At 23.5% G+C, this 12,356-nt stretch carries 19 protein-coding genes; 5 read left to right on the top strand and 14 right to left on the bottom strand.

Translation table 11 applies throughout. The features are described 5' to 3' along the window. Window positions 1-16: 16 nt before the first annotated feature. On the top strand, window positions 17-2,374 hold the full coding sequence (locus ARA19_RS00330; protein WP_055068985.1) for an immunoglobulin-like domain-containing protein: 2,358 nt from the start codon (window positions 17-19) through the stop codon (window positions 2,372-2,374). A gap of 104 nt (window positions 2,375-2,478) precedes the next feature. On the opposite strand, the gene ARA19_RS00325 is transcribed toward ARA19_RS00330, so the two are convergent. The 6 genes from ARA19_RS00325 to ARA19_RS17830 form a co-directional block, all read right to left on the bottom strand. Next, a complete protein-coding gene (locus ARA19_RS00325) occupies window positions 2,479-2,919 on the bottom strand; it encodes a transposase (RefSeq protein WP_341381233.1) in 441 nt (146 codons plus the stop codon). Window positions 2,920-2,991: 72 nt separating this feature from the next. Then, the gene (locus ARA19_RS00320) at window positions 2,992-3,309 is read right to left on the bottom strand and encodes a transposase (RefSeq protein ID WP_341381232.1); all 318 of its coding nucleotides are present in this window, start codon (window positions 3,307-3,309) and stop codon (window positions 2,992-2,994) included. 322 nt (window positions 3,310-3,631) lie between these two features. Beyond that, a complete protein-coding gene (locus ARA19_RS18235; RefSeq protein WP_084764095.1) occupies window positions 3,632-3,727 on the bottom strand; it encodes a hypothetical protein in 96 nt (31 codons plus the stop codon). A 14-nt stretch (window positions 3,728-3,741) separates the two neighbouring features. Then, window positions 3,742-3,927 carry a hypothetical protein gene (locus ARA19_RS17835; RefSeq protein WP_207643327.1) on the bottom strand — a complete coding sequence of 62 codons (186 nt, stop codon included), beginning with the start codon at window positions 3,925-3,927 and terminating at the stop codon, window positions 3,742-3,744. Window positions 3,928-4,874: 947 nt separating this feature from the next. Then, on the bottom strand, window positions 4,875-5,000 hold the full coding sequence (locus ARA19_RS18045) for a hypothetical protein (RefSeq protein ID WP_278321647.1): 126 nt from the start codon (window positions 4,998-5,000) through the stop codon (window positions 4,875-4,877). 63 nt (window positions 5,001-5,063) lie between these two features. Then, window positions 5,064-5,279 carry a hypothetical protein gene (locus ARA19_RS17830; protein ID WP_055068982.1) on the bottom strand — a complete coding sequence of 72 codons (216 nt, stop codon included), beginning with the start codon at window positions 5,277-5,279 and terminating at the stop codon, window positions 5,064-5,066. A 1,049-nt stretch (window positions 5,280-6,328) separates the two neighbouring features. Between ARA19_RS17830 and ARA19_RS17825 the strand changes: the two genes are divergently transcribed. The 3 genes from ARA19_RS17825 (at window position 6,329) to ARA19_RS00300 (ending at window position 7,358) form a co-directional block, all read left to right on the top strand. Beyond that, the gene (locus ARA19_RS17825; RefSeq protein ID WP_055068981.1) at window positions 6,329-6,577 is read left to right on the top strand and encodes a hypothetical protein; all 249 of its coding nucleotides are present in this window, start codon (window positions 6,329-6,331) and stop codon (window positions 6,575-6,577) included. 209 nt (window positions 6,578-6,786) lie between these two features. Beyond that, window positions 6,787-7,050 (top strand): glycosyltransferase family protein, encoded by a 264-nt coding sequence (locus tag ARA19_RS18230; RefSeq protein WP_055068980.1) that lies wholly within the window; start codon window positions 6,787-6,789, stop codon window positions 7,048-7,050. An 8-nt stretch (window positions 7,051-7,058) separates the two neighbouring features. After that, entirely contained in the window at window positions 7,059-7,358 is a 300-nt protein-coding gene (locus ARA19_RS00300) for a hypothetical protein (protein ID WP_055068979.1), read from the top strand. 1,597 nt (window positions 7,359-8,955) lie between these two features. Here ARA19_RS00300 and ARA19_RS00295 read toward each other — a convergent pair. The 5 genes from ARA19_RS00295 to ARA19_RS16955 form a co-directional block, all read right to left on the bottom strand. Then, entirely contained in the window at window positions 8,956-9,285 is a 330-nt protein-coding gene (locus ARA19_RS00295; RefSeq protein ID WP_055068978.1) for a hypothetical protein, read from the bottom strand. A 535-nt stretch (window positions 9,286-9,820) separates the two neighbouring features. Further along, window positions 9,821-9,976: a hypothetical protein gene (locus ARA19_RS17295; RefSeq protein ID WP_157452200.1), complete on the bottom strand. Its 156-nt coding sequence runs from the start codon at window positions 9,974-9,976 to the stop codon at window positions 9,821-9,823. Between the two features lie 63 nt (window positions 9,977-10,039). Next, complete coding sequence (locus tag ARA19_RS17820; RefSeq protein WP_084764092.1) at window positions 10,040-10,207, bottom strand: hypothetical protein; 168 nt, start codon at window positions 10,205-10,207, stop codon at window positions 10,040-10,042. Next, complete coding sequence (locus ARA19_RS00290) at window positions 10,204-10,446, bottom strand: hypothetical protein (RefSeq protein ID WP_055068977.1); 243 nt, start codon at window positions 10,444-10,446, stop codon at window positions 10,204-10,206. The genes ARA19_RS17820 and ARA19_RS00290 overlap by 4 nt, the downstream gene beginning before the upstream one ends. 73 nt (window positions 10,447-10,519) lie before the next feature. Further along, the gene (locus ARA19_RS16955; protein ID WP_278321652.1) at window positions 10,520-10,741 is read right to left on the bottom strand and encodes an ETX/MTX2 family pore-forming toxin; all 222 of its coding nucleotides are present in this window, start codon (window positions 10,739-10,741) and stop codon (window positions 10,520-10,522) included. A 37-nt stretch (window positions 10,742-10,778) separates the two neighbouring features. Here ARA19_RS16955 and ARA19_RS17815 point away from each other — a divergent pair, with 37 nt between their 5' ends. Then, complete coding sequence (locus ARA19_RS17815; RefSeq protein WP_147574321.1) at window positions 10,779-10,961, top strand: transposase family protein; 183 nt, start codon at window positions 10,779-10,781, stop codon at window positions 10,959-10,961. Between the two features lie 148 nt (window positions 10,962-11,109). Here ARA19_RS17815 and ARA19_RS17285 read toward each other — a convergent pair whose 3' ends face one another. From ARA19_RS17285 to ARA19_RS17705, 3 genes are all read right to left on the bottom strand, one after another. Beyond that, window positions 11,110-11,340 (bottom strand): hypothetical protein, encoded by a 231-nt coding sequence (locus tag ARA19_RS17285; protein ID WP_207643326.1) that lies wholly within the window; start codon window positions 11,338-11,340, stop codon window positions 11,110-11,112. Between the two features lie 2 nt (window positions 11,341-11,342). Next, the gene (locus ARA19_RS00285; RefSeq protein WP_147574319.1) at window positions 11,343-11,474 is read right to left on the bottom strand and encodes a helix-turn-helix domain-containing protein; all 132 of its coding nucleotides are present in this window, start codon (window positions 11,472-11,474) and stop codon (window positions 11,343-11,345) included. 692 nt (window positions 11,475-12,166) lie between these two features. Beyond that, a partial coding sequence (locus ARA19_RS17705; RefSeq protein WP_055068976.1) for a hypothetical protein occupies window positions 12,167-12,356 on the bottom strand: 190 nt, incomplete at its 5' end.

The following is a 12,356-nucleotide window of genomic DNA, read 5'->3' as shown; positions in this document are numbered from 1 at the left end:
GAAAGGAAAGATTAATGTGTCAAAAAGAACAAAAATATTAGTAGTAACTACTGTGTTAACTATTGGAACAACAATAGCAGCACATACAATACAAAGTAAAACTTCAATTCAGAGTAATACTAATGTACAGAATATAAAACTTTTAGTAGATGCAGGTACTACACAATCAAATTTATTACCTAATAGTATAGTATATACTAATAATGTTGATGCACTTTCTCAAGGGCGTTTTAATGGTATAAACGGTTTACTTATTGCTGGAGAAATATCTTTTAATAAGTCTGACATGAAAATTAAGGTTACAAATTGGGGAACTAATTACTTGTTAGATACTTCAGGAGTTGGTCCATTTGCTAAATTTACTTTATTTAATGGTAATCTTCAATCTAAATATAGTTTACAAACTTATAAAGAGCAAGTTTGTACAGTAATAAATGAATTAAATAATAAACCTTTTAATTATGGTGATATAATATCAGTAAATCTTCAAGATACTAATCATCTAATAAACTCTGGAGTGTTAAATAATAAGAAACTGATATCAAAAGATAATCCTTATATACCTTTAACTTCAATTTTTAGTAAGGGTGTGTCAACTTATATGAAAATAACACCTCAAGGATTAATCTTAATGAATGGATTATATACTGCACCTGATGGAAATAAATATTACTTCCAAAATGGACATAAAGTAACAAAAGCAGGATTACAAACAATTGACGGAAAGATATATTATTTTGATAATAATGGAGTAATACAAACAGGTTGGCAAACAATAGATGGAAGTAAATATTATTTTGATAATAATGGAGTAATGCAAACAGGTTGGCAAACAATAGATAGAAGTAAATATTATTTTGATAATAATGGAGTAATGCAAACAGGATTCAAAAAAATAGATGGGTCTGTTTATGAGTTTAATAATAATGGCAAGCTAATTGATAAAGTTACTATAGCTATAGAAGGTGCTACTAATAAAACTATTAGTGCTGGTTCACAATTTGATCCATTAAAAGGTATAACTTTAAATGATAAAGCTGATCCAACTGCAAAGATAGAAGTAAGTGGAACAGTTAACACTAAAATTCCAGGAGTTTATACATTAATTTATACAGTAACAGATTCTTATGGACAAACTGCTAGAGTAACTAGAGAAATAACTGTAACAAATAGTATAAACTCAAATACAGAAGATACATATTGGAGTCAACAAAATTTAGTTATAAATGGAAATATCGATGGTGTTGATATACCTAAATCACTTAATAAAAAGTTAGTTATTATGAATTCAAATAATAAAATGATTGATTCAATAAATACAACTGCTGTTAATTGGTATTCAAATAATAAAAATAATTATTCAGGATTCCAAGGAATAGTTACACCAAGTATTTTATCAACTTTGAAATCAGATGAAACATATAAATTTTATATAGAAGTTAATGGAAATTATATCCCTTTAACTAATAATATAAAGAGTCCATATAATAAAAATTATGTGTTAAGTATAAATTCAAATAATCAACTAACTATAAATAAAATAGATAATACTGTAAAGCCTATAAATGCAGGAAATGCTAGTTATGAAGTAGGATATTTTACAAATAATGGTTATGTAATAAATGGAAATCTATCTTTAAATAATAATATATTTAGTAAAGCTGCTACAAAATTATTATTAGTTAAAGATACTCAAGGAAACATTATAGATACTATAAATTGCGCTTCTATGAATTGGTATTCTATAAATAAAAATAATTATTCAGGATTCCAAGGAATAATACCATATTCAGTATTAGATAAATTAGGAGTTAGAGAAAACTATACTCTATTTTTAGAAACAATTGTAAATGGTAAGATATATGAAACTCCTATAAATAATACTGAAAAATTTATATTAAATGATTCAATTCAATATAATATATCAACAAATTCAAAAAATAATATTATAATAACTAAAGCTCAAACTTATCCAGTAGTAAATTCAGGAACTGGACTATATCAAAGTGGATATTGGATGCTTTATGGTTATATAATGAATATTAAAGTAGATATAGGAAAAGAAATACCTAAGGGAACTAAAATGCAATTAATAAGTAAAAACTTAGATGGACAAGTAGTTTCAGTAACAACTGGTGTTGATGTAAATTGGTACTCAAACAATAAGAATAATTATAATGGATTCCAAGCAATAATAACACCAAAACAGTTAGTTATGGCATCTACAAGTAATAAATTATATATCAGAGTTAATATAAATGGAAAAACTTATGAAGCACCAGTAGAAGGTAACTTAAATATATACGGAACTGAATCTCTAAATTATGGATTTAAAACTGTAGATAATCAAATAAATCTAATAATTAATAATTAGAAAATATAATTTTATTAATGGGGCTGTCTCACAATACCATTATTTGGTGTCTATGAGCGGTTCCTTTTACTTTAGTCTATTTTTATACATGACAAATAAAGGTATCAGAAATACCTTTTGGATAAATAAAATAAGTGCTTTTTTAATCTACTTGTATCTCTCTTGCTAATATAATTAATCATATTATGTGCTAATGAAATTAATAAAAATTGCGTTTCAACGTTTTTTAATCCTCTATATGAAAATCTTCTAAACTTTCTACTTTCCTTTATTAATGCAAATACACTTTCAACTTGGATTGACCTGTTTGTCCTAAGTTTGATACCATATTCAGATTTTATATTTTCATTTGATATTTTTCTCATTAATTGAAATTCTTTATTCACTTGAATCATTTTATTTCTATTATTTTTTTTACATAATGATTTAAATTCACAGTTGCTACAATCTTCTGCTTCATAAATATCCACAGTATATTCGAAACCACTTTTAGTCTTGCGGTTCCCCATATATATGTAATTTAAAGTTACATTATTAACATATATGTATTTATTATCTTAGGATTATAGGTCATATTATCACTATTGCCTACTTTAGTTTTATAATTTTTTCCTTATTCAATAATTATTAGGTTTAATATATGATTTATAGCCATTTTCATTTGTATATCTATAATTTTCCAAACTCTCATAACCTGCATCTGCAACTATATTTTTATATTTATGATATTTAGATATATCTTCTAAAAATGGAATTAACGTATTAACATCTGTTTTTTCTTGAGAATCTATAAAATTTACTATATATCCAGAAGCAACTACTATCTGTATATTGTAAGCCGGTTTTAATTTCCCATTTAACATGTGATTTTCTTTCATTCTCATAAATGTAGCTTCAGTATCTGTTTTAGAAAAATTATTTCTTTTTCCTAATATTTTTCATAAGTATAATATCTTTCAAGTTTTTCTATATATTTAGTTATTATTTCATATTCTCGTTGAACTAGTGATTTTTTCCCTTGCCATAAACAAATTTTATAGCTTCATTACTTATCTTTTCTTGTAATTTTTCCTTAGATTTCTCTATCGCCTTTCTCCACGCAAAGGAATATTTGTTAGTATATGCTTCTATTTTAGTGCCATCAATGAAGATATTTTCAAAGTTGATTTCACCAATAAATGAAAGAAAATCAACAAACTTACGAAGTATTTTCTTTATAAGTAGAGAAATCTTTTTTATAAATCTGCATATTATATTTCATATAGGCGGTTTTAAATTTTTTAATAACCAAATAAAATCTAAATTTCGTTTACACGCATCTTCTATTTTCCCACTAGAATATATCCCTTTCATGTAAGCATAAACTATTATTTTAGCATAATAAGTGGTTCTACCTCTAGATTTCTACCTTTTTTGTAGATATTACTTAAATCCTTTCTTATTTTTAAATTATCAATAAAGTAATTTAGCATTCTCACCATATAATTTTTTTCTAGAATGTTTTCTATATTTATGGTTAAATTTATATCGTAGGTTTTGTTTGTTTTTTGCATAATTATATTTTAAACAAAATCTATAAAAAGTCGTTTAAACGCAAAAAAAGGATTATCTTCAAAGATGGAATCTAACTCCACTTTGAGACAGTCCCTTTTTAATAACTATCTAACTGTAGATAGCTTCTTAATAAGGAAGCCACAGCTTCCCACATATTTATAAAGGAAACGTTTTTTACGCACTTTATTTTTTTAGTATATTTCTAATTGTACCTTTTTTATTTTCCAATAAATATGTAATGCGTTACCACTATTAACTACCATTGTAGGTTTAGGTATTTTCCCTTCTTCTGCTAACCAAAATACATCATATACAGTAGAATTTTTCAGCTCAATATCTATATATAATGCTCTAAACTGTCTTACGTTTTCCGTTGCTCTTTGAGGAATATATATCGTATTAATAGAAATATAAGTATCGATTTCATTTATATATTGAAATACAACTTTTCTTAAATTATTATTTTCAAATTTTATAAGTTGTAAATATCAATCTGTACTTTCATCATATAAGTGATTGCAAAAATACTTTAATTCATTTTTTGAGTTTTAGCCAGAATACAAATCACCTCCAGGAAGTTAATAAGTCTATAATTTATAAAGTATTGGAATAATTATTAAAGTTATTGTATTAAAGAGCATATGGTAACAATAACTTTCGTTAAAATTTTTATTTTTGTTATATACAAAACCTAATAAAATTCCTACATAAACAAAGTTTATATAAATACTATTCTATATTCATTAAATTTTGATGATATAAAAAACATTAAATATTTAAAATTATTGTAGAAAATAGTAAAATGCTAATAAGTATAAATAAGGGAATAAAAAGGATGAAAAGATACTCTCCTTTATTTTGAGTATTCAAAAAACTTATCACTTGTGTTTTCAAAATATTTATCATTGGAATTCTTTTTATTTATCCCTTACTATGTCCTTAAAAATTAATTTAAAATTTTCATTTTTTCTAATATATTAAATAAAAACTTTATAATCATAAGTTCCTGAACCATCTTTTTCTTAAATCCTGTTATTGAAACTTTTTTCCCTAATAAAAAGCTTTTAACCATTGTTTTAGAGTAATAGCATATCCTCACGTTTTAAATACATAAAACTTAAAAAACTTGTAATTTTCATAAAAATAATTTTAGTAGTTGCTTTATTATACCTTTTTTGTTTATATTTAAACCATAAGTTATAAGAATATCTTTAAAGTCATTTTTATTTTTAAATTTTTCATCAGTACTTTCTAACTGAAAATAATCTTCTAATATAAAATTTTCTATTTCTTTACCCTTATTATAAATAATTTTAACTATAGATGTTAGTACTCTACCTACTAGAATCAAAATCTTTATTTTATCAAAAAAGGTCTAGTTAACTTAATTCCAAATAATCAATCTATGCAATTTCTTACTAATCCTTGATTAAGATAAGTCTCATATTCACTATCATATTTCTCAATTCGCTTCTTATAGTTCATGTACTTACTCTGTTAAGTATAATCTTTTTACATACTTTTAAAAGTTGTTATCTAAAAAATATTATTTATAATAAAAAAATCTATAACTTCTTCTTCAATATTTGAATTTATACATGTAGTATTTCTTCTACAAAGAGTATCTCTATTATGATTATTTATAAGTATCTAAATTCTATATTCAAAATATTTTATGGTATCCAAAATAAACCGATAAAAATATCAATTTTTGAAATTTCTTTTAAATTATGATGCTCTATTAAGAAAGTACATCAAATATTTAACTTTTGTATCTTTACGTTTATTTATTATTCTTATAAGCAGTATGTATCGGTGAATTAAAAATTCATTAATGAGTTTTTATTATCTGAATATAAAAAAAATTTTTCATATGTGATTTCTATGATAGAAGTTACTTAATACATATAATTACTTTATTTTGTGAAATAATCACATAAGAGTAATCATTTCACAAAATTTAAAGCTGTTTATTGTAGTGTTTGTAGAATATAAACATGATGTTATACGTTAATCTTAAAATTAATTTATGCAAAAATTAAAGTACTATCTCAATTAAAATATTCTTTCTATTTTATAAAATCTTTATTTAAAAATATACCACATAGATACAACATATGCACTTGCTAAAACTACTAAACATACATATCTATATAATCTATTCTTAAAATTTATTTTTTTTATATTACTCTTAGACATTTTATCACCTCCATAAAACACTTACCTATAAAATAATATATCTTAAACCTATTTTTTTCACTATAAAAGTACTAAAATGTATATTTATTATAATCAAATTTTTTTTAAATCGATAAACATGCATTTAACACATTATATTGATTCATTTAAGCTTTATTATATTACAATATTTAAAATATTAATTGTTTCAAAGGAATAACTATGGACAAAATTATTTTCTATATAATATTAACACTAATATTAACACTAATATTAATAATATTTATTCAATTATTATTTTATTCTGTAATAGGCTTTTTGGGGTTATTAAAACCTACTAGAGATTATGATATTTTAGAAAACGAATTAAAATTTTTATTTTTAATTCCAGCTTGTAATGAAGAAAATGTAATCGCTAATAACTTAAAAAAATTAAAAATTTTAATTATAATAAAGAACTTTATTCAGTAACATGTTTAGTAAATAATTCATCAGACAATATATTTAATATTTCAAGTAAATACAATAGAACTTTAGATATAAAATTTAGTCCCAATGAAGCAAAAGGTAAACCTTATGTTCTTCAAAAATACTTTAATACTGAGAATGAATGGGAAAATTATGACTACATAATAATATTAGATGCTAATAATATTATTAATCAAAATTTCTTAAAAGAAATGAATTCTCAAATACTTACTTATGGAAAAGATAATATTACAGTAGTACAAGGCTGTTTAGGAATAAAAAATATATTAACATCCTTTATGTCAGCAGGATATTCTGCATCATACTTTGTTACTAATAGAACTATACAATATGCTAAATACAGATTAGGATTAAATTCAACTATAGGTGGTACAGGCTTTTCTTTAAATACAGATTATATAAAAAAATCGGATGGAATCCTAAAACATATACAGAAGATTTTTAATTACAATTAGAATTAGCTTTGGCAAATAAAAGAACTTTATGGAACCATAAAGCTATAGTTTATGATGAGAAACCTAATAGTATACTTGCTAACCATAAACAGAGATTAAGATGGTCTCAAGGACACTGGAGAGTTGCTTTTACAACACTTCCAAAACAATTGATAAGTTTTTTTAAAATTAAAGGTACTAAAGATTTATTAAATAGATTAGAAACATTAATATATTCATTTGCTATGGTAAGATCACCTATAACTATTTTAATAATATTATTAAGTATATGTATTCCATCTTTTATTAATGATGTACCTCAAATTTAGTTATTTTCACCTTTATGGCTAGTACTAGAAATAATAAACTATATTCTTTTCCCAATTATATGTATATTAACAGAAGGAAAAATGGTATTTAGCAAAAAAAAATAGTATTATTTTTAATTTTTTTAGATTCTTAAAAATATATATAGCCTTTTTCTATTCTGCAATAATTTATGTAGTAGCTCAAATTCAGAGATTATTTACATGGTTCTTACCTCAAGTTTCATGGGATAAAACAACACATAATCTTAGTGAAAAACATGTTATATATGGAGGAGAGAACGATGATAAAATTAATTAAAATTCTTTTTACTCTTATTGTAATAATAATTATATCAATGGGTTTTGTTTTAAGAATAGACCATCTTAAACACTATACGCTATTAATTCCTACTTTTATAATGTATATATTTATCCCTTTAATTGTTGTTTTAAACTTAATTATAAAATATAATAAATAACTCTACTTACAATTATAATTTTATATTTTACTAGATTGTTAAATAACTATTTTTTTACAATTTTAATATTTGAAAATATCCTTGAAATCTATAAATTCCAAGGATATTTTGTTATTTTTATATTAGATTTTTTCTCACTAAGCTCATCTATTAAATATAAAATTAAAACCCACTTGAATATCTTTTTTAATAATTTTAACCATATAATCTTGGATCTTCTAACTTATACAAACCCTTTAATACCAAAAATAATCATTTTATTTTAATCCTATTTTTGATCTAATAAGAGATTCTCTAAATAATGTATTATTGTATCTACTTTGACTAAATCACATATCTGCATCATTAAGTAAATTTAAATCTAAATTTTTAACTCCTAATCATATAAATTAAGTTTCATCAACAGTATCAGCTAAAATTACAAAAGGATTATATATTTTACTTATACATCAAAGTAAACAATTGATTATCATATATGTTAGATATCTTTATAATAAAACTAATAGAATTATTATATCGGTTACCGAAGCAATAAAATGTAATTTATATCTAGTATAAAACAAAGTCTAATAGTTTTACCTTTTCTAGCATCTCTATCAAATTTTGAGCTTCTTAATACTATTTTATCCATAGTATAATTTTTAGTATTAGGATTTATAGATTCAATTAATATTGCATAACTTCCATAGTATACAAACTTTTCTATTTTATTAAGTCTTAACGAGTCAGGTATTTTATCACTCTCTATTATATATTTAACTATTTGGTTTCTATTTATCTTATATTTAAGTTTTTTTAACTCAATATACTATTGTAATTCCCTATATTACCAAGCTATTATTTACTCCTCAGAATTTTAGATAGTTTTTCAAACTGAAAAAAAGCTATCTTAGGTGGATATCAACTTTTTTTCAAGAAGCATATCCAAAATATAAAAAGAAAATAGGAACACTTAAAAATGTCCCTATTTTCAAAATAAAAATTCATTATATTCAATAAATTATTTAAACTTTACATAATTCTATTGACATACTCGATACTTTCAAATATTAAAATTATAAAAAATAGTTATTCAATAACCTATAATTATTAAAGCTTTTACTTTAATAACTCCTTTTATTACATCAATCTCAATATTCTTATAAGTTATTTCTTTTCACATAATACATGTCTTCTATATATATTTTATCCATATTGAATATATCTAAACCTATAACTAAATTAGGATTAGTTATTCCTAAAATAGCATATTGCCACTCCGACCAACCTTGAACTTTACCCCAGTTAATAAAATTCATTTGAGATATAGCCCACTCAATTTCTTCATTAGTTGGTTGATAAGAAACATTTGGTATTCTTTCTAGTGCAGCCACAAACCATAATTTAAATCCTGTTAAAAATTTACTTTCATATATAGGTGGATTTGATATGTTATTTATAAAATTTAAATTTGAATTTGAATATATCATTATATTAATGTTACCCGTTATAGTTGAATTTAACCCATTCAAAAACTCTTTTACATTAGATTCTATGCTCTCTAGTGATATTGAAGCAACATTGCCAAAAGAAGCTTCTTCAATATCTAAAACAAATAAATAGTTAGTATTTGGAATATTTTCATTAATTAATGATTGTGCAAATATAACTCCTTACTCATAAGGTGGATATGTTGGATTTGTGTCACTAGCATAAAAGAAATGATAAAATCCTATTCTTAAGTTTGGATTATCATTACTTATAATAAAATTCATTATATTCTATCTATCATTATAAATAGGATTTTCGCTATTATCTAATACTGTACATCCACTTATTCCTGTAGATAATTCAAAATAAGATGCTATAGTACCTTCATTATTCATTAACTCAAGTTATTTTATTCCATTAGAAGACACATCTAAACCTGTATTTAAATACACATTAATACCTTCTTAATAAATTAATTATTTTCTAATACACCAGTGTTGTATTGAAATAATATTTATGACCATCTATTGTTTGCTATCCTGTCATAGCTTTACTATTTTCACCAAAATAATATTTATTATTTCCTAATGTCAGCCAACCTACATAATAAACAGCTTGTCCCCAATGTTCATTTCCGGTTGGATTATTAGTGAAATATTCTAACTCAACTGATGTAGGGTATACTCCCACTTCTTGTCTTCCTGTTGTTGGACTAAAGTAATATTGTAATCTATTTATTGTTTGAACGCCAGTTTACATTATTCCGTTTGAATTGAAGTAATATTTATGTCCATTCATTGTTTTCCATCCTATTACACTTTGCCTATTAATAGGTTTTAAATAATAAGTATTTCTATTCATAGTTATAAACTTATTAAATTCCATTTTCTGTATTTGTATTTGAATATTGTATTTTATCATCTATTATTTGAAGACTTTTTTTCAGCACCATTTTTCTTCTCTAAGCCAGTTGTAAGGTTATTATTATTTTTATCAATAATTTGGATATTAATTCCTTCAGCTCTTTTTTTCTCTAAAAATAGTTCTAGTAATGTATTTGAAGGTAAAGCAACTGATTTAACTATTACATCCATATAGGTAGAATAGTTCGTAGTATATTCCTTGAACTTTATATAGAGCATAAGAAGGCTTTGAAGCAAAAAATCCTTGTCCCCCTGGATAATAAGCAGCAGTAAGTCCTTCTGAATTGCAAAAATGTGGATTTGTGCTAAATTATCCGGCCAAGTATAAAGGCATAGTGGCATCACTAAGTGTTTGAATATTATTATTGTTACAACATACAAATCCTTCAAATATATCAGTGCCATCAAATTCTAAGAATAAATCTACTACTCCTTTTTTTCTAGCATTTCCAAATACTATACCAACTTCCATTACTGAATGAGGAGGAACAACTATACTTTGAGATGGTATTGTGTAAGTTTGTTCTGTTATTACATATATAAAATATGGAGCCGGTCAAACAGCTTATTTGTTGACCGTAAAAGATGTAAGTTCTAATATGATTCTTGCCCATAAAATTTCAGGTAGAATAATATTAGATATTGCTATAGATACAATTAAAGACTTAGTAAAAAATCATAAAGAAACATTACATGAGGAGGTATTTATACACTTTGATCAAGGAGTACATTACACAAGTACTATATTTTAAAAATTACTAAAGGAAAATAAATTAGGACAATCTATGTCGCGTCGAGGAAATTGTTGTGATAATACTCCACAAGAATCTTTTTTCGGTCATATGAAAGATAAAATCAATTTTAAACTCTTTTTACTGTGTCCTTGACATAGGGTCTACTTTATTTAATTATTTCAGCCTTAATTTTCTTATTTTTAATTTCTCTATTTGATGCAGTGTGATTTAACTTAGCATAATAAGTACTACGTAGAGAGTCTAATATTTTACATAGCTTTTTAATACCATAAATATGATTATTAATATTCACACTATTTATTATTTTTCTAGAAATTATGACCATAGCTTTTTTTAATATTTCATTTTCCTCTTTAAATTTAGCAACTTCTTTCATTGTCATAAATTCTTCATCACTAACTTTAATTTTTTATTATTCTTTATCCAACCATTTATAGTTGATTTTGCTATGCCATATTCACTACTTATTTCTGTTACACTTATTCCAGAATTGCATAAATCAGAAATCATTTCTTTATATTCACCTGTATAATTTTCACTTGTACTTATAGTAAAAATATATCATCTCTAACTAAATATACTTTTACTTAGTTCGACTAAATATGTTTATTATTTTATACTAACACCAATCTTTAAAATAAAATTTAACTATTCTTAAATAATTTAATATTTTATTTAGGTTGTTGAATAAACAAAATTTGCAAGCTTAAAATCGGATATTTAATAGATTTTCAAATATTTATTCTAATTTATAGCTAGTTTTAATATTAAAAAATATAGCTTTTTTATGAAAATTGGTATCTTTTTAGATAAAATTTAATTTGAATAACTTGGTAAAAATAGTTATTCAACAACCTATTATTATTTAATCTTTTTTCTTATAATTCTCAATATATCCATCTAAATTTTTACTACTACAACAAGTATATAAAACATAAATAAACCTATGGCAATAATAATTAAATCAATATAATTAAAAAAAGGTAAAAATCCTATTAAACAGAAAAAAATAAGAAGAGACAGTACTTTATTTTGTATAAATTAATTTTAAGATTAACTATGTAAAGTAAAATTATAATATCATATTCACTACAATAAATAACTTTAAAGGCTGGTGTTGACATACTATGAATGTGATAACTTTTTGTGTTATTAGAAATATCTAATCTAGGTTGAAACACAAAATTTTGCATACTCTCAAACTATATTGTCATATATACTTGATTATTTATTGTTTTAAATCCATAATTTAAATCACCTATAGCTACATTAACATTTCCACTAACAGGTGCTTCATATACCTTTCCATCTAAAATAACCCTTACATATAATTTATTTGTTCCTGTTTCATTGATTAATTGCTCTGGTGTTATTATTGCTTGGAATCCATTA

The organism is Clostridium massiliamazoniense, assembly GCF_001403635.1.
GTDB lineage: Bacteria > Bacillota > Clostridia > Clostridiales > Clostridiaceae > Sarcina > Sarcina massiliamazoniense.
Note: the sequence above shows the minus strand (reverse complement) of the source record. Positions and strands in the feature narration are given on the sequence as shown.

Coding starts and splice junctions, on each gene's coding strand:
- ARA19_RS18235 (WP_084764095.1), bottom strand. CDS start 3,727: ATGAAAGGGATATATTCTAGTGGGAAAATAGAAGATGCGTGTAAACGA.
- ARA19_RS17835 (WP_207643327.1), bottom strand. CDS start 3,927: ATGCAAAAAACAAACAAAACCTACGATATAAATTTAACCATAAATATA.
- ARA19_RS18045 (WP_278321647.1), bottom strand. CDS start 5,000: ATGGTTAAAAGCTTTTTATTAGGGAAAAAAGTTTCAATAACAGGATTT.
- ARA19_RS17825 (WP_055068981.1), top strand. CDS start 6,329: ATGGACAAAATTATTTTCTATATAATATTAACACTAATATTAACACTA.
- ARA19_RS18230 (WP_055068980.1), top strand. CDS start 6,787: ATGAATTCTCAAATACTTACTTATGGAAAAGATAATATTACAGTAGTA.
- ARA19_RS00295 (WP_055068978.1), bottom strand. CDS start 9,285: ATGATATATTCAAATTCAAATTTAAATTTTATAAATAACATATCAAAT.
- ARA19_RS17820 (WP_084764092.1), bottom strand. CDS start 10,207: ATGATAAAATACAATATTCAAATACAAATACAGAAAATGGAATTTAAT.
- ARA19_RS17285 (WP_207643326.1), bottom strand. CDS start 11,340: ATGAAAGAAGTTGCTAAATTTAAAGAGGAAAATGAAATATTAAAAAAA.
- ARA19_RS00285 (WP_147574319.1), bottom strand. CDS start 11,474: ATGATTTCTGATTTATGCAATTCTGGAATAAGTGTAACAGAAATAAGT.